Source organism: Leifsonia sp. AG29 (genome assembly GCF_009765225.1).
Taxonomy (GTDB): Bacteria; Actinomycetota; Actinomycetes; order Actinomycetales; family Microbacteriaceae; genus Leifsonia.
On sequence record NZ_VMSF01000001.1, the window covers coordinates 1,569,879 to 1,587,301 of the forward strand.

Consider the following 17,423-nt stretch of genomic DNA (forward strand, 5'->3'; position numbering starts at 1 on the left):
CCCTCGTCGCGGAGTTCGTCGTCGGCTCTCCACACCACACCGCGAGGAGCACAAAGACCATGAAGAACACACAGGCGCCGAGCGCCATGCCGATCCATCGTTACCGGCCGTTCCACGAGCAGATCCGCGTCGACCTGCCGGACCGGACCTGGCCGTCCACCCGCATCGAGAAGGCCCCGCGCTGGTGCGCGGTCGACCTCCGCGACGGCAATCAGGCGCTCATCGATCCCATGAGCCCGGAGCGCAAGCGCATCATGTTCGACCTGCTGGTGCGGCTCGGCTACAAGGAGATCGAGGTCGGGTTCCCGAGCGCGAGCCAGACCGACTTCGACTTCGTCCGCAGCCTCATCGAAGAGGACGCCATCCCCGACGACGTGACCATCCAGGTGCTGACGCAGTCGCGCGAACACCTGATCAAGCGCACCTACGAGTCGCTGGTCGGCGCCAAGCAGGCCATCGTGCACCTGTACAACTCCACCAGCATCCTCCAGCGCGAGGTCGTGTTCCGCACCGACAAGCAGGGCATCGTCGACATCGCCCTCACCGGCGCCCGCCTGTGCCGCCAGTTCGAGTCGATGGTCCCCGGCACGACGATCTACTACGAGTACTCTCCCGAGAGCTACACGGGAACCGAGCTCGAGTTCGCCGCGGAGATCTGCAACGAGGTGCTGGAGGTCTTCGAGCCCACGCCCGAGCGCAAGGTGATCATCAACCTGCCCGCCACGGTCGAGATGGCGACGCCGAACGTCTACGCCGACTCGATCGAGTGGATGTCGCGGCATCTGAACCATCGCGAGAACGTGATCCTGTCCCTCCACCCGCACAACGACCGCGGCACCGCGGTCGCCGCGGCCGAGCTCGGCTACATGGCCGGCGCCGATCGCATCGAGGGCTGCCTGTTCGGCAACGGGGAGCGCACCGGCAACGTCGACCTGGTCACCCTGGGCGTCAACCTGTTCACGCAGGGCATCGACCCGCAGATCGACTTCAGCGACATCGACCAGATCAAGCGGACGGTCGAGCACTGCAACCAGCTGCCCGTCGGCGAGCGCAGCCCGTGGGGCGGCGACCTCGTCTTCACCGCCTTCAGCGGCTCCCACCAGGACGCCATCAAGAAGGGCTTCGAGGCGATGGCCGCGGAGTCGGAGCGGACCGGCGTCCCGATCGACGAACTCGAGTGGGCCGTCCCGTACCTGCCCGTCGACCCGAAGGACCTGGGCCGCAGCTACGAGGCCGTCATCCGGGTGAACTCGCAGTCGGGCAAGGGAGGCGTCGCGTACCTCCTGAAGACGGACCACTCTCTCGACCTGCCGCGGCGCCTGCAGATCGAGTTCTCGGGCGTCGTCCAGGCGAAGACCGACGCCGAGGGCGGCGAGATCACGAGCGGTCAGATCTGGGAGATCTTCCAGGACGAGTACCTGCCCGCTCCCTCGAGCGCACCCGACGCCAAGTGGGGCCGCTTCGAGCTCGGCAGCACATCGACGAGCAACGAGTCGGGCGACCACGTGACGCTGACGGTCGCCCTGCGCGACGGCGACACGGTCGCGAAGGCCACGGGGGAGGGGAACGGCCCCATCGCCGCGTTCTTCGACATCCTCCGTCAGCACGGCATCGACGCCCACCTCTACGACTACTCGCAGCACACGCTGTCGGCGAGCGAGTCGGCGCTGGCCGCGGCCTACGTCGAGGTCGACGTCGACGGCATCCGTCGCTGGGGCGTCGGGATCGACGCCGACACGACCACGGCCTCCTTCAAGGCCGTCGTCTCCGCGGTCAACCGCGCCATCCGCTTGACGGCCGGGCAGGCCGAGAAGGCTGAGCTCGTCGGAGTCTGAGTCGGCGGTCGTTCAGAGGCCCCGCCGCCCGGTCGATTCCGGGCGGCGGGGCCTCCGCTATGCCGGGCCGGCTCAGTCGCGCGAGTCTGTCTCGCCGGGACGCTCGATGCGGTAGCGCGGGATCGCGCCGGTGTCGGTGCGCTCCGCGACCCGCTGCGCCGACGGCCGGCGCACGAACATGCCCCAGCTGAGTCGGGGCAGCCGTCCGAGTTCGCGCTGCTCGGGGAGGCTCCAGCCGAAGCGGACGGCGAGAAGCCGGATGATCAGGGTGACGACGACGCACACCACGGCCGCTATCGTCAGCGGCACGCGGAGATCGACGAGCACGACGAGGGCGATCGTGCCCGCACCGGCTGCAACGGCGTACAGCGAGCCGACGTGCATCAGGGCGATGGGGAGGGTCAGCAGAACGTCCCGGAGGATCGAGCCGCCGACCGCCGACACCACTCCCACGAAGACGGCCGGGACCTCCGGCAGGCCCAGCGAGAGGGCCTTGCTGGCTCCGATCGCGCCGAAAAGACCGATCGTCAGCGCGTCGAGGAACGTGATCGCCGGATCGAGCCGGCGGAACAGCCGCACGAGCAGCATGCCGAGCAGGGCGGCCACCACGGTGATCGGGAGGTACCAGTTCGACTGCAGTGCGATCGGCGTGACATTGAGCAGCAGGTCGCGAAGGAGGCCGCCGCCGACACCGGTCGCCACTCCGATGATCGCGATGCCGAGGAGGTCGAGCCGGCGGTCGCGGAAACCGGACGCGAACATGGCCCCCTGGAGGCTTCCCACGCCGACCGCGAGCAGGTCGCCCCAGAGCGGGATGGTCAGGGCGGTCGTGCTCACCCACCATGTGTATCACGCGCCGTTCGCGCCTCCTGTCAGCGGGGCGCGGGATACTGGAGTGTGCCCAAGATCTATCGCGACGAAGCCGTCGTGCTGCGCACCCACAAGCTGGGCGAAGCCGACCGCATCGTGACGATGCTGAGCAGGCAGCACGGCAAGATCCGGGCGGTCGCGAAGGGCGTGCGGCGCACAGCCTCCCGGTTCGGTTCGCGACTCGAGCCCTTCATGGTCGCCGATGTGCAGCTGTACGAGGGGCGCTCCCTCGACGTCGTGACGCAGGCCGAGACGCTCGGGGCGTACGGCACCCTCATCGCCGACGACTACGCGAGCTACACCGCCGCCAACGCCATGGTCGAGACCGCGGACCGGCTCACCGACGCCGAGGCGTCCCTCCAGCAGTACCTCCTCCTCGTCGGGGCCCTGCGCTCGCTGTCCCGCCACGAGCACGGTCCCACGCTCACGCTCGACTCGTACCTGCTCCGCGCCCTCTCTCTGGCCGGCTGGGCTCCGAGCTTCCAGGACTGCTCCCGGTGCGGTGCGCCCGGGCCGCACGGGTCGCTCGTCGTCCAGCTCGGAGGCGTCGTCTGCGCCGACTGCGCACCGCCCGGCGCGCCGAAGATCGACCCGGAGACCATCGCCCTGCTCGGTGCGCTCCTCACGGGCGACTGGACGCTCGCCGACGGATCTTCCGAGCAGACTCGGAGCCGGGCGAGCGGGGTCGTCGCCGCGTACACGCAGTGGCACCTCGAGCGGGGGCTGCGGTCCCTCCAGCACGTCCAGCACGACCGGCCGGGCAGCGCCGGCCGCACCGACCAGAAGGCAGGCGGATGAGCCCCAAGCCGTACACCCACAAGGACGCGGTCGAGTACCGGCCGCTCGACTGGACCGGCATCCATCCGCCCGCCATGCCCGCGGGTGCGGTGCCCGACCACGTCGCCATCGTCATGGACGGCAACGGCCGCTGGGCGAACCGGCGCGGGCTCACCCGGATCGAGGGCCACCGGGCCGGGGAGGCGGCTCTGCTCGACGTCGTCGCGGGGGCCATCCAGATCGGCGTCAAGCACCTCAGCGTGTACGCGTTCTCCACCGAGAACTGGAAGCGCTCGCCCGAGGAGGTGCGCTTCCTGATGGGGTTCAACCGCGACGTGCTCCACCGGCGGCGCGACCAGCTCAACGAGTGGGGAGTGCGGGTCCGGTGGGCGGGCCGCAAGCCGCGGCTGTGGTCGTCGGTGATCAAGGAGCTTCAGTTCGCCGAGCGCCTCACGGCGGGCAACGACGTGCTCACGCTCACGATGTGCGTCAACTACGGCGGCCGGACCGAGCTCGCCGACGCGGTGCGCGGCATCGCCGAGGAGGTCGCCGCCGGCCGCCTGCGCCCGTCGGCTGTGACCGAGAAGGCCATCCAGAGGCACCTCTACCTCCCCGACATGCCCGACGTGGACCTCTTCGTCCGCAGCTCGGGCGAGCAGCGCACGAGCAACTTCCTCCTCTGGCAGAGCGCCTACGCCGAGATGGTGTTCCTCGACACGCTGTGGCCGGATTTCAGCCGGACCGACCTGTGGGAGGCGATCAGCACGTACGCGCAGCGGAACCGCCGTTTCGGGGGAGCGGTGGACGCGCCGGCCGAAGCGGAATAGAAGCCACCGCGCAGCTCGTTGCCCTCTGATGTGAGCGAACCCATCAAGATCGACATCTGGTCCGACATCGCGTGCCCGTGGTGCTACATCGGCAAGCGCAAGTTCGAGGCGGGCAGCGGCCTGTTCGCCGGCGCTGGGGAGGGACGCGACGTGGAGGTCGAGTACCACTCGTTCGAGCTGTCGCCCGACACCCCGGTCGACTTCGACGGCAGCGAGGTCGACTTCCTCGCCGGGCACAAGGGTCTCCCGCACACCCAGGTCGAGCAGATGATCTCCCGAGTGACCGAGATCGCCTCCTCGGTCGGTCTCGACTACGACTACGACAGCCTCAAGCACACGAACACGGTGAAGGCGCACGAACTGCTCCACTTCGCGAAAGCGCAGGGAAGGCAGCTCAAGATGGCGGAGCGGCTGTTCCGCGCGTACTTCGTCGAGGGCCGCCACGTCGGTCGCGCCGAGGACCTGGCCGACCTCGCCGCGGAGATCGGTCTGGACCGCGATGCGGCGCTGGCAGCGCTCGAGTCGGAGGAGTTCTTGTCCGATGTCCGCGCCGATCAGCGCACCGCGGCCGAGTTCGGCATCACCGGTGTCCCCTTCTTCGTCATCGAGGGCAAGTACGGCGTCTCGGGCGCGCAGGACGCGCAGACGTTCGCGCAGGTGCTCGAGCAGGTCTGGTCGGAGCGGGCGGCGGTGTCCGCGTGAGCGGGGCGCCTGTCGAATCGGCACGCGAGTCCGAGGGCGGCGCTGCTTCCCTCTCGCGGCCCGCGCTCACACTGCTGGGCGACGCCTCTGCGGCGCCGATCTGCGACGGGGACGTGTGCATCGTCCCCGAGGCGAGCGCCTGATCACTCCGGCTCGGTGATGTCGGCCACCGTGGCCCCGAACGCGGCGACCAGGGAGTCGGCTTCCACGAAGAGCGAGTAGCCGTGGTCGCCCGCGCCCATCGACACGGTGCGCCCGGAAATGGTTGCATCCGCGACGACGGGCCACGCCGTGGTGCTGCCGAAGGGCGTGATCGTGCCGCGCTCGTACCCGGTCGCCGCGAACGCCACCGAAGCATCGGGGAGTTGCAGCTTGTTGACGCCGAGCAGGGCGCGGAGCTTCGGCCAAGAGATCTTGCGCCCGCCGGGGACGAGAGCGAAGACGAAGGTGTCGTCGCTGCGCTTCACGACGAGCGTCTTCACGATGTCCGAGGGCTCGATTCCGAGGAGCGCGGCGGCCTCATGGAGGCTCCGCGCCGCCGGGCGCTCGACGATGCGGATGGCCACGCCGCGGCGGGCGGCGTCCGAGGCGACTCGGCTCCGGCCGTCCTCCACAGCGTCGCTCGGACGGAGGTCGTCCACGGATTCCGGGCTCTCGGCCATAGCTCAGCACGCTTTCTGGGAGAATCGAGTGAGATGTCTACTACAGCAACGATAAGCCCGGCAGCCCGGCTGACCATCGGTCCGCTCGAGCTCGACGTCCCCGTCGTGCTCGCGCCGATGGCCGGGATCACGAACACGGCGTTCCGCCGCCTCTGCCGCGAATTCGGTGCGGGGCTCTACGTGAGCGAGATGATCACCTCCCGGGCCCTGGTCGAGCGCACCCCGGAGTCCCTCCGGCTGATCACGCACCACGAGTCCGAGACGCCCCGCTCGATCCAGCTCTACGGCGTCGACCCGAAGACCGTGCGCGAGGCGGTCACGATGCTCGTCGCAGAGGACCGCGCCGATCACATCGATCTCAACTTCGGCTGCCCGGTGCCGAAGGTCACCCGCAAGGGCGGGGGAGCGGCGCTGCCCTGGAAGCTCGGGCTGTTCCGCGAGATCGTCGAGGGCGCGGTGAAGGCTGCCGGCGACATCCCGTTGACCGTCAAGATGCGCAAGGGGATCGACGGCGACCACCTCACCTACCTGGAGGCGGGCAAGGCGGCGGAGGGTGCGGGAGTCGCCTCCATCGCGCTCCATGCGCGCACGGCCGCGGAGTTCTACTCCGGTCACGCCGACTGGTCGGCGATCACCAAGCTGAAGGAGACGGTCTCCGGCGTCCCGGTGCTCGGCAACGGCGACATCTGGTCCGCGACCGACGCGATCCGGATGGTCGACGAGACCGGCTGCGACGGCGTCGTCGTCGGGCGCGGGTGCCTCGGCCGGCCGTGGCTCTTCGGAGACCTGGCCGCGGCGTTCCGGGCCCGCGCGGGGGAGATCTCCGCCGAGGAGGCGTCGGCCGCACAAGCGCACCCGACGCTGGGGCAGGTCGCCGCGACGTTCCGGCGCCACGCGGAACTCCTCGTCGAATTCTTCGAGAGCGAGGAGCGCGGCTGCCGCGACATCCGCAAGCACGTTGCCTGGTACTTCAAGGGCTATCCGGTCGGCGGCGACCTCCGCGCGAGCCTGGCGACGGTCGACACGCTCGCCCACCTCGACGACCTGCTCGCGACGCTCGACTGGGGCCAGGAGTATCCGGGCGAAGCGGCGGAAGGTCAGCGCGGCCGCGCCGGCTCCCCGAAGCGACCCGCCCTGCCCGACGGGTGGCTCGAGAGCCGCGAGGTCGACGGCGCCCAGCGCGCCGAGGTCGCCGAGGCGGAGGTGCACAACAGTGGCGGGTGACCCGGTGGCGGCGACCGAGTCGGACGAATCCCGGTGGTACAGCGAGCACGATCGGGAACGCTGGCTCCCCGAGCTGCACTCGAACCGTCGCAGCGACTTCGCCCGCGATCGCGCCCGGTTGCTGCACTCGAGCGCCCTGCGGCGTCTCGCGGCGAAGACCCAGGTGCTCAGTCCGACCGCCGGCCTCGACTTCGCCCGCAACCGGCTCACGCACTCGCTCGAGGTGGCGCAGGTGGGCCGCGAACTCGCCAACAGCCTGGGGCTCGACCCCGACATCGTCGATACCGCGTGCCTCGCGCACGACATCGGCCATCCGCCGTTCGGCCACAACGGCGAACGGGCCCTCAACGCCTGGGCGAGCGACATTGGCGGGTTCGAGGGGAACGCGCAGACGCTGCGCCTCCTCACCCGCCTCGAGCCCAAGGTGTTCGGTCGCGACGGCCATCCCTACGGACTCAACCTGACCCGGGCGAGTCTCGACGCGAGTTGCAAGTACCCGTGGCCTGCCACCTCCTCGGTGGCCGATCCGAGCGGGCGCGCGAAGTTCGGCTACTACGCGGACGACCGCCCGGTCTTCCAGTGGATGCGGGAGGGCGCCCCCGACCGCCAGCGCTGCATCGAGGCGCAGGTGATGGACCTGTCCGACGACATCGCCTACTCCGTCCACGACTTCGAGGACGCGGTCGTCAACGGCTACATCGACGTCGCCGCCCTCGGCAGCCGCGTCGACCACGACGACCTGGTGCACTCGATGTACGAGTGGGTCGGCGGCGAGTTCTCCCACGACGAGCTCATCGCCGCCTTCGACCGGCTCGACCGGCTCGACATCTGGCTCGACGGATGGGACGGCAGCCGGCGCTCGCAGGCGCGGCTGAAGAATCTCACCAGCCAGCTGATCGGTCGCTTCGCCCATGCGGCCGTGCACGCCACGAAGGAGAACGCGGCCGACAGCCGGCTCATCCGCTTCGGCGCCGATGTCGTCGTGCCGGCCGGTGTCCGCGCCGAGATCGCCGTGCTGAAGGGCATCGTGGCCGCCTTCGTGATGTCGCGGAACACCCGTCAGCCGATCTACGCACAGCAGCGCCAGATTCTGACGACCCTCGCGGATCTCCTGCTGTCCCGCGCGCCCGCCGAACTCGATCCCGGCTTCGCCGAGGACTGGCGGCTCGCCCGCGACGACACCGAGCGCAAGCGGGTGATCGTCGACCAGGTGGCGAGCCTGACCGACCAGTCGGCCCTCAGCTGGTACGAACGGCTCGTTCAGCACTGAACGAACGCCCGGGCTTCGCGTAGCGTGTGCTCAGGCGAAGCCGCGGGTTTCCGGCGCATCGCCGATGACGGGGTTGAAACGGCCGCCTCCCTGCAGAATGCTTGAAGCCACGGCACCGGAAGGAACCTGATGACGACCGCACCACCACCATCCGACGGCGAGCACCCCGCAGCGGGCGCGCCCGACGGAGCGGCGTCATCCTGGCCGGAAGACGAGCGGCCCGAGCCGGCGCCCTCCGCGGCGACGACAGAACCGTCAGCCGCCTCCCCGGCTCCCCGGAAGCGGGCGGCCGCAGGCACGCGCACCGCCGGCGGCGCCTCGTCGACGTCCAAGAGCCCGACGTCCAAGAGCCCGACGCCCAAGACCCCGGCCGCCAAGACCCCGGCCGCCAAGACCCCGGCCGCCAAGACGTCAAGGACCACTCCCTCTGCGGCCAAGGGGACGACGGCGGGCAGGACGCGCCGGACGACGACCAAGCCGCCCACCATCGATCCCGTCGGCGAGGCGCCCGACATCATGGACGCGACGCTGGGCGCCCGCACGCCGCTCGCGGGGGAGGCCACCCCGGCGCCGGCCGACACTTCGACGTCACCCGCGGAGCCGCTGCCGACCGAGCCGACCGGGAGCGAGGAGCCGACGCGCACGCTCCCGTACCCGAAGGGGCTCGGTGCAGTCGAGGCGGCAGGAACCGTGATTCCGGCCGCTGACGCGACGGGGCCAGCGGTTCCGTCGTCAGCACCGGCCCGGGCATCGGCGCCGGCGCTGCACCGTGACCCCGATTCCGTCGCCACGACCGTCCTGCCCGAATCCCGGGACGCGCAAGCAGCGTCGGAGCGAGCTGCTCAGGCGGATTTCGGCGGGAACGCCGCACTGCCCGCGGAGGCGCAAACGGGGCCTGAAGCGACCTCAACCGACGGGTCGCCCGCCCGGCAGACCTGGCACCGGTTCACCCGGTGGTTCCTCTCGACGCCGGGCGACGCGTCGGAGGGCCGGGGAGGCGACGTCGCGAGCACTCCGGCAGAGCCAGCGCAGCAAGAGCCAGCACCGACGACAGAGGGGCCCACGATGACCGCCAACGCCGGCAGCGCCACGCCGACACCGGAGACCGCCCCGCCGACACCGGAGACCGCCCCGCCGACACCGACGCCGACACCGGAGACCGCCCCACCGATCCCCGGAGGACCGCGCGATGGCGGTCCGCACGCCGGCTACACGGTGAACCAGCTGGCCGACCGGCTCGACGACTCCCGGTTCTTCTCCGCGCTCTTCGACGTCACGTTCACGAACTACGTGACGCGCAAGCTCGCCGGACCGGTCTACATCGTCGGGCTCGTCCTCATCGGGCTCGGCATCATCGTAGGCTTCGGCAACTGGCTCAGCGCCGCCATCACGACGCACTCGCCCGCCGGCGCTTTCGTGTTCCTGTTCGGAGTGCTCGTCACCGTGGTCGCGGCGATCCTCGCGGTCCTCCTGCTGCGCGTGGGCATCGAGGTGTTCTGCGCCATCATCGAGATCGCCCAGAACACCCGCCGCCGGCCGCCGCGCGGCTGACGTCGGTCGCGCTCACTAGAATCGAGCATATGGCCGGCCGAATCCGTCAAAGCGACGTCGAAGAGGTCAAAGCCCGCACCAACATCGCTGACATCGTCGGCGATTACGTCAGCCTGAAGACCGGCGGTGTCGGGGCGCTCAAGGGGCTCTGCCCGTTCCACGACGAGAAGAGCCCCAGCTTCTACGTGCGGCCCGGCGTCGGCCGCTACCACTGCTTCGGGTGCGGCGAAGGCGGCGACGTCTACGAGTTCCTCCTCAAGATGGACCACGTGTCGTTCACCGACGCGGTCGAGCGCCTCGCCGCGCGGATCGGCTTCCAGCTCCACTACGAGGAGGGCGGGGGCTCCCCGAGCGACGGGCACGGCAACCGCGCCCGGCTGCTCGCCGCCAACGCGGCGGCCGAGGAGTTCTTCCGCGAGCGGTTGAAGGCGCCCGACGCCGACCCCGGTCGCCGGTTCCTCGGCGAGCGCGGCTTCGACGCCGCCGCCGCGACCCGGTTCGGCGTCGGGTTCGCACCCCGCAGCTGGGACGAGCTCACCAAGCACCTGCGGGCCAAGGGCTTCACCCAGGAGGAGCTGCTCGCGGCGGGTCTCGTCTCGCAGGGCGACAGGGGAGTGTACGACCGGTTCCGCGGGCGGCTCATCTGGCCCATCCGCGATGTCACCGGTCAGACGATCGGCTTCGGCGCCCGACGCCTCCTCGACGACGACAAGGGCCCCAAGTACCTCAACACGCCCGAGACCGCTGTCTACAAGAAGGCGCAGGTCCTGTACGGACTCGACCTCGCCAAGCGGGACATCGCCCGCGACGACCAGGTCGTCGTGGTCGAGGGCTACACCGACGTCATGGCCTGCCACCTGGCCGGCATCGGAACGGCTGTGGCCACCTGCGGAACCTCCTTCGGCATCGACCACATCAAGGTCATCCGCCGGGTCATGGGCGACGACAACAGCCAGGGGTCGGTGATCTTCACCTTCGACCCCGACGCGGCCGGTCAGAAGGCGGCGGCTCGCGCCTTCGGCGAGGAGCAGCGCTTCTCGGCGCAGACCTACGTCGCCGTCGGACCGGACGGCCTCGACCCCTGCGATCTGCGACTCACTCAGGGAGACGACGCCGTGCGCCGCATGATCGACGCCAAGAAGCCCATGTTCGAGTTCATGATCCGCCAGGTCGTCGAGCGCTTCGACCTCGACTCGGTCGAAGGCCGGACGGGCGCCCTGCGTGCCGGCGCACCGATCGTCGCGAGCATCCGCGATCCCGCCTCGCAGGACGGCTACACCCGTGAGCTGGCGCGGCTGTCGGGCGCCGACCTGCGGGACGCCGTGCGCGCGGTCCGGTCCGCTCAGCGCGCCGGCCCGGAGCGCTCGGGCTCCGATGACCGCACCCGGCCGGGGGGACGCCGGAACGACGTCCCTGGTGCGGGGAGCGGCGGACCGGGTGGGCCCGGGTCGCAGGGAGCGCCGAACGTCGCCTCCCTCACCCCGACCGACCTGACCGACCCCACGCAGCGTACCGAGCGGGAGACGCTCATGGTGCTCCTGCAGCTCCCCGGCGAGGTCGGAGCGGAACGGGCCGCGCGGGTGCTGCAGGTGCGGTTCACCCACCCCACCCACGCCGTCGTGCGAGACGCGATCGCGAGCCAGCTCGCCACGATCGGTCAGGCCGGCTGGGTCGACCGCGTCGTCGCCGAGGTGCCGCAGGCGTACGCACCGACGGTCAACGCGTTGGCGGTGGCGGCCCTCCCGCAGGGAGGAGACCCGGGGCGATACGCGCGCTCGATCGTCGACGGTCTGATCGACCGCGATCTGCTCCGAGAGAAGGCGGAGCTCACCTCACGGCTCGCCCGGACCGACCCTGATCAGACCGATCTCCGCAGGTCGTTGCAGGTCGCCCTCGCGTCCATCGACCGCGAGCGCATGCGCCTCCGGGGCGAGTGACGACCGCCCGCTCCCTCATCCGACCGACAGCGGAATTCGTCACGTCTTGCGCGAATGAGCACGGATTTATTGCGTGCATGTAAAGATCGCGACTCGATCCGGTCCTCGATGCGGGTCCGATCGCGGTTTCGTGCTAGGACAGTTCTACGCGTTCGGCGACGGCGCACACGCGCTGTCGCGTCGCGGTGACCCCACACCAGGAAGAGGTACTCGGATATGAGATCCGCACACAACGGCGGACGCCGGCTGCTGGCCCTCTCGGCCGCGTTCGCCGCGACGGCGCTCGTGCTCGCCGGTTGCTCCAGCAGCAACAACGGCTCGGGAGGCGGCGGAGGCACGCTGACGATCGGCACCACCGACAAGATCACGTCGATCGACCCCGCCGGCTCCTACGACAACGGCTCGTTCGCCGTCATGAACCAGGTCTACCCGTTCCTCCTGAACAGCCCCTACGGCAGCCCGGACGTCAAGCCGGACATCGCCCAGAGCGCGTCGTTCACCTCGCCGAACGAGTACACCGTCAAGCTCAAGCCGGGGCTGAAGTTCGCCAACGGCCACGACCTGACGTCCTCCGACGTCAAGTTCACCTTCGACCGCCAGCTGAAGATCAACGACCCGAACGGGCCCGCTTCGCTGCTCGCGAACCTCGACAGCGTCTCCACGCCGGACAAGACGACCGCGGTCTTCAAGCTGAAGGTCGCGAACGACCAGACCTTCCCGCAGGTGCTCTCGAGCCCGGCCGGCCCGATCGTCGACGAGCAGGTGTTCTCCGCCGACAAGGTCACGCCCGACAACACGATCGTCAAGGGCCACGCCTTCGCCGGCCAGTACGACATCACGAGCTACGACTTCAACAACCTCATCGCGTACAAGGCGAACCCGAACTACCAGGGTCTGCTGGGCAAGCCCGCCACCGAGAAGGTGAATGTCAAGTACTACGCCGAGTCCTCGAACCTGAAGCTCGACATCCAGAAGGGCGCCATCGACGTGGCGTACCGGAGCCTGTCGGCGACGGACATCGACAGCCTCAAGGGCAACAAGAACACGAAGGTCGTGACCGGCCCCGGCGGCGAGATCCGCTACATCGTGTTCAACTTCAACACGCAGCCCTACGGCGCCACGACCCCGCAGGCCGACCCCAAGAAGGCCCTCGCGGTCCGTCAGGCCGCGGCCGACCTCGTCGACCGGGCGGCGATCGCCAAGCAGGTCTACAAGGACACCTACACCCCGCTGTACTCGTACGTCCCCGAGGGGCTCACCGGCGCGACCACCGTGCTGAAGGACCTCTACGGCGACGGCAACGGCGGCCCCAGCCTCGACAAGGCCAAGGCGGCGCTCCAGGCGGCCGGCGTCACCACCCCTGTGGCGCTCAACCTGCAGTACAACCCGGACCACTACGGCCCGTCGTCGGGCGACGAGTACGCGCTCGTCAAGGAGCAGCTCGAGAACGGCGGCCTGTTCAAGGTCAACCTGCAGTCGACCGAGTGGGTCCAGTACTCGAAGGACCGCACCGCGGACGTCTACCCGGCCTACCAGCTGGGCTGGTTCCCGGACTACTCCGACGCCGACAACTACCTGTCGCCGTTCTTCATCAAGGACAACTTCCTGGCGAACCACTATGACAACGCCGAGGTGCAGTCCCTCATCGAGCAGCAGCTGGGCACGACCGACAAGGCCGCGCGCACCAAGCTGATCGAGGAGATCCAGGCGAAGGTGGGCGCCGACCTCAGCACCCTCCCGCTCCTCCAGGGCGCGCAGGTCGCCGTCGTCGGGAAGAACGTCTCCGGCGCCGACAAGACGCTCGACCCGTCGTTCAAGTTCCGCTACGCGGCGCTCTCGAAGGGCTGATCGGCCCGACTCGCACCACCGGGGGCGGCTCGCCGAACGCGAGCCGCCCCCTCCCACGAACCACCCACGATTGGCTCCCATGACAGCGACCGTCAGCGATCCGGCAGCGGCCACGGCCCCCGGACCCGCCCGAACGCGGACGCGACGACCAGGGGGCGGCCTCGGCCGCTACATCCTGGTCCGAGCGCTCCTCATCATCCCCACGATCTTCATCCTCGTCACCGTCGTCTTCTTCCTGATGCGGTCGACGGGCGATCCCATCACCGCCTCCCTCGGCGGCAAGCTGCCCCCGGCCGAACTGCACCAGCGCATCGCCGCGGCGGGCTTCGACCGTCCGCTGATCGTCCAGTACGTCGAGTACCTCGGCCAGCTGCTGCGCGGCGACTTCGGCACCACCTTCTCGGACCACCAGCCCGTGACCCAGGTGCTCATCACGTACGGCGCGGCAACGCTCGAACTGGCGATCTATGCGCTGATCGTCGCCTTCATCGTCGGCATCCCGCTCGGCATGGTGGCGGCGTACTTCCGCGACCGCGGGCAGGACGCCACCCTGCGCGTGTTCGCCATCCTCTGCTACGCCACGCCGGTGTTCTTCGCGGGCATGGTCCTCAAGCTCGTCTTCTCCATCTGGCTGGGCTGGCTCCCGGTCGCCGGGCGCGCCTCCACCAGCTCGGAGATCGAGCTGCAGACGCTCGACAACAAGACGGGCATCTACCTGATCGACGCCTTCCGCACCGGTGACCCCGCGGTCGTTGGCGACGTGCTCACGCACGCCATCCTCCCCGCGATCACCCTGGGTCTCCTGACCGCCGGCATCTTCCTGAGGCTGGTACGCACCAACGTGATCGGGACGCTCTCGACCGACTACGTCGACTCGGCGCGGTCGCGCGGCGTCAGCGAGCTGCGGCTCGTCCGCAAGCACGCGTATCGCCCGGCGCTCATCCCGATCATCACGGTCATCGGCCTGCAGATCGCGCTGCTCCTCGGCGGCGCCGTGCTGACCGAGACGACGTTCGAGTGGAAGGGCCTCGGCTTCCAGCTGGTCCACTACGTACAGGCGCGCGACTTCGTCGCTGTCCAGGGCATGGTGGTTCTCCTCGCGGTTATCGTGACGCTCACGAACTTCGTGGTCGACATCATCGCCGCGCTCATCGACCCGAGGGTGAGGTACTGACATGGCCGCCAAGCGCCGCCTCCTCGACCGGCTCCCGGTCGTCCACCAGCTCCGGCAGAGCGTCGGCCTCCAGCGCGGCATGCTCATCGCCGGCCTCTCGCTCACCGTCCTGTTCATCCTCCTCGCGATCTTCGCCCCGCTGATCGCGCCGTACGGCTTCGCACAGCTCCGCGACGCAAACGGATCGTTCGGGGCTCAGCAACCGCCGAGCTCCGCGCACATCTGGGGGACCACCTCCGGCGGGTACGACGTCTTCTCGCGTGTCATCTGGGGAACGCAGACCGCGATCCTCGTGATCATCGTCGCCGTCATCCTGTCGATCATCATCGGCGTGCTGCTCGGTCTGGTGTCCGGGTACTTCGGCGGCTGGCTCGACCGCGTGCTGGTCGTCGTCTGCGACGCCATCTACGCGTTCCCGTCGCTGCTCCTCGCGATCGTCATGGCCATCGCCATCAGCGGCGGTCAGTCGAGCCTGTGGGGCGGCATCCTCGCGGCGGCGATCTCGATCACCGTGGTCTACATCCCGCAGTACTTCCGGGTGATCCGGTCGGAGGCGGTGCGGATCAAGAACGAGGCGTACGTCGAGGCGGCGAAGGTGATCGGCGCGAAGAGCAGCCGCATCCTCTTCCGCCACGTCTACCGCAATTCCACGCGCACCCTGCCGCTGATCTTCACGCTGAACTCGTCGGAGGCGATCCTGACGCTCGCCGCGCTGGGCTTCCTCGGCTTCGGCATCGAGCCGACGGCGGCCGCCGAATGGGGTTACGACCTCAACAAGGCGCTCGACGATGTCACGAGCGGGATCTGGTGGACCTCCATCTACCCGGGCCTCGCGATCGTCCTCGTGGTGCTCGGCATCACCCTGGTCGGTGAGAGCCTCAACGACCTCGCCGATCCGCGGCTCCGCGGCCGCCGCCGGGCGGCCATCGCCTCCGGCGAGGTCGCCGAGACATCCGTCGTCCCCGGGGGGCCGCTCACCGCCGGCCCCGCCGGGATCGACGGCCTGGAGGGCGGCGAATCGTTCGACGAGCACGGAATCGAGGTGCGGCCATGACGAACGTGGTCCAGATCAAGAACCTGTCGGTGTCGTTCTCGACCGATGCCGGCGCTGTGAAGGCCGTCGACGACGTCTCGCTCGAGGTGGCCCCCGGGGAGGTGCTCGCGATCGTGGGCGAGTCCGGCTCCGGCAAGACCGTGACCGCGAAGACGATCCTGGGGCTCCTCCCCGAGACGGCGACCGCCTCCGGAGCCGTGATCCTGCGCAGCAAGGACGGCGCGACCGAGGCCGACGTGGTGTCGCTCACCAAGCGCCAGCTGCGGGAGGTCCGCGGCACCGATGTCGCGATGGTGTTCCAGGAGCCGTCCACGGCGCTGAACCCCGTCTACACCGTGGGGTGGCAGATCGCCGAAGGTCTCCGCGCCCACACCAGCCTCTCCAAGAAGGAGGCGCTGAAGCAGGCGGTCGACATCCTCAGGCGGGTCGGAATCCCCGAGCCGGAGAAGCGGGTCAAGTACTACCCGCACCAGTTCTCCGGCGGCCAGAAGCAGCGCATCGTGATCGCGATGGCGCTCGTGCTCAATCCGGGGCTGATCGTCGCGGACGAGCCCACCACGGCGCTCGATGTGACCGTTCAGGCCGAGATCCTCGACCTGCTCCGGCGCTGCCGCGACGAGTTCGGCGCCGCGATCGTGCTCATCACGCACAACATGGGCGTCGTCGCCGACCTCGCCGACCGGGTCGCCGTCATGTACCAGGGCAAGCTCGTCGAGCAGGCGGACGTGCAGACGCTCTTCCGGTCGCCGCAGGCCGAGTACACCCGGAGCCTGCTGGCCGCCGTCCCGAAGATCGGACAGGGGGCCGCTGCCACTCAGGACCGCGCGATCGCCCGCGCCGAGCGACCCCAGGAGGCTCCGGTCGTCGTCGCGCGCGACCTCCGCATCCAGTACCCCGGACGCCTCGGCCGGCCCGGCTTCGTGGCGGTCGACGGGGTCTCGTTCGAGATCCGGCCCGGCGAGGTGCTCGGCCTGGTGGGGGAGTCCGGCTCGGGCAAGACGACGATCGGCCGCGCCATCGCGGGACTGAACCGCGTCACCGGCGGTTCGCTGAGCGTGCTCGGCGTCGAGATGAACGGCGTGAGCGAGTGCAGGTTCCGGAAGGTGCGCTCCGACATCGGTTTCGTGTTCCAGGACCCGGCGTCGAGCTTCAACCCGCTCCTGAGCATCGCGGAGGCCGTCGCCGAGCCACTGGTCGTCCACGGGCGCGCCGGGTCGGCCGAGGAGGCGCGCGGCCGCGTCGACGAGCTGCTCGAGGCCGTCCAGCTGCCGCGGGCCTACGGCGACCGGTTCCCGCACGAGCTCAGCGGCGGCCAGCGGCAGCGGGCCAGCCTGGCGCGGGCGCTCGCGCTCGAGCCGAGCCTCCTCATCGCGGACGAGCCCACGTCGGCCCTGGACGTGTCCGTTCAGGCGCGCGTGCTGGAGCTCTTCGCCGAGCTCCAGCGCGAGTTCGGCTTCGCCTCGCTGTTCATCAGCCACGATCTCGCCGTCGTCGACCTCCTCGCCGACCGGATCGCGGTGCTCCACCGGGGCCGGCTCGTGGAGGAGGGCACCGGGGCGGAGGTGCTCGGCGCGCCCCGGGAGGCGTACACGCAGCAGTTGCTCGCGTCCCTCCCGGTACCGGACCCGGTCGAGCAGGCGCAGAGGCGGCAGGCCTTGCAGGCTCTGCGCACCGGGAGCGCCTAGGGTCGAT

General features: G+C 69.9%; 14 protein-coding genes. 12 read left to right on the top strand and 2 right to left on the bottom strand.

The annotated features are described in order from the left end of the window. The first annotated feature begins 59 nt into the window (after positions 1-59). Positions 60-1,835, top strand: a complete 1,776-nt coding sequence (leuA, locus tag FPT20_RS07590; protein ID WP_158864080.1) for a 2-isopropylmalate synthase — start codon at positions 60-62, stop codon at positions 1,833-1,835. A gap of 72 nt (positions 1,836-1,907) precedes the next feature. On the opposite strand, the gene FPT20_RS07595 is transcribed toward leuA, so the two are convergent. Further along, positions 1,908-2,672, bottom strand: coding sequence for a trimeric intracellular cation channel family protein (locus FPT20_RS07595; protein ID WP_158864082.1), 765 nt, complete (start codon positions 2,670-2,672; stop codon positions 1,908-1,910). A 60-nt stretch (positions 2,673-2,732) separates the two neighbouring features. Between FPT20_RS07595 and recO the strand changes: the two genes are divergently transcribed. Genes recO through FPT20_RS07610 form a run of 3 tightly spaced genes read left to right on the top strand, consistent with a single transcriptional unit; the run spans position 2,733 to position 5,011 of the window. Further along, positions 2,733-3,503 carry a DNA repair protein RecO gene (recO, locus tag FPT20_RS07600; protein WP_233265434.1) on the top strand — a complete coding sequence of 257 codons (771 nt, stop codon included), beginning with the start codon at positions 2,733-2,735 and terminating at the stop codon, positions 3,501-3,503. Then, positions 3,500-4,309 (top strand): isoprenyl transferase, encoded by an 810-nt coding sequence (locus tag FPT20_RS07605; protein ID WP_158864084.1) that lies wholly within the window; start codon positions 3,500-3,502, stop codon positions 4,307-4,309. Before recO ends, FPT20_RS07605 begins: the two co-directional genes overlap by 4 nt. Positions 4,310-4,339: 30 nt before the next feature. Then, positions 4,340-5,011: a DsbA family oxidoreductase gene (locus FPT20_RS07610; protein ID WP_158864086.1), complete on the top strand. Its 672-nt coding sequence runs from the start codon at positions 4,340-4,342 to the stop codon at positions 5,009-5,011. Positions 5,012-5,154: 143 nt separating this feature from the next. On the opposite strand, the gene FPT20_RS07615 is transcribed toward FPT20_RS07610, so the two are convergent. Continuing rightward, positions 5,155-5,673: an aminoacyl-tRNA deacylase gene (locus FPT20_RS07615; protein ID WP_199245713.1), complete on the bottom strand. Its 519-nt coding sequence runs from the start codon at positions 5,671-5,673 to the stop codon at positions 5,155-5,157. Positions 5,674-5,706: 33 nt separating this feature from the next. Here FPT20_RS07615 and dusB point away from each other — a divergent pair, with 33 nt between their 5' ends. The 8 genes from dusB to FPT20_RS07655 all read left to right on the top strand — a co-directional run bounded on the left by dusB (position 5,707) and on the right by FPT20_RS07655 (position 17,416). Next, the gene (gene dusB / locus FPT20_RS07620; RefSeq protein WP_158864088.1) at positions 5,707-6,897 is read left to right on the top strand and encodes a tRNA dihydrouridine synthase DusB; all 1,191 of its coding nucleotides are present in this window, start codon (positions 5,707-5,709) and stop codon (positions 6,895-6,897) included. Continuing rightward, the gene (locus tag FPT20_RS07625; RefSeq protein WP_233265435.1) at positions 6,887-8,167 is read left to right on the top strand and encodes a deoxyguanosinetriphosphate triphosphohydrolase; all 1,281 of its coding nucleotides are present in this window, start codon (positions 6,887-6,889) and stop codon (positions 8,165-8,167) included. Before dusB ends, FPT20_RS07625 begins: the two co-directional genes overlap by 11 nt. A gap of 129 nt (positions 8,168-8,296) precedes the next feature. Beyond that, complete coding sequence (locus FPT20_RS07630; RefSeq protein ID WP_158864090.1) at positions 8,297-9,718, top strand: DUF4282 domain-containing protein; 1,422 nt, start codon at positions 8,297-8,299, stop codon at positions 9,716-9,718. A gap of 29 nt (positions 9,719-9,747) precedes the next feature. After that, positions 9,748-11,655 carry a DNA primase gene (gene dnaG / locus FPT20_RS07635; protein ID WP_158864092.1) on the top strand — a complete coding sequence of 636 codons (1,908 nt, stop codon included), beginning with the start codon at positions 9,748-9,750 and terminating at the stop codon, positions 11,653-11,655. 216 nt (positions 11,656-11,871) lie between these two features. Further along, entirely contained in the window at positions 11,872-13,503 is a 1,632-nt protein-coding gene (locus FPT20_RS07640; RefSeq protein ID WP_158864094.1) for an ABC transporter substrate-binding protein, read from the top strand. A gap of 79 nt (positions 13,504-13,582) precedes the next feature. Then, positions 13,583-14,677: an ABC transporter permease gene (locus FPT20_RS07645; protein ID WP_158864096.1), complete on the top strand. Its 1,095-nt coding sequence runs from the start codon at positions 13,583-13,585 to the stop codon at positions 14,675-14,677. Between the two features lies 1 nt (position 14,678). Beyond that, entirely contained in the window at positions 14,679-15,731 is a 1,053-nt protein-coding gene (locus FPT20_RS07650; protein ID WP_158864098.1) for an ABC transporter permease, read from the top strand. Beyond that, positions 15,728-17,416 carry a dipeptide ABC transporter ATP-binding protein gene (locus tag FPT20_RS07655; protein WP_158864100.1) on the top strand — a complete coding sequence of 563 codons (1,689 nt, stop codon included), beginning with the start codon at positions 15,728-15,730 and terminating at the stop codon, positions 17,414-17,416. The genes FPT20_RS07650 and FPT20_RS07655 overlap by 4 nt, the downstream gene beginning before the upstream one ends. The last annotated feature ends 7 nt before the right edge of the window (positions 17,417-17,423 follow it).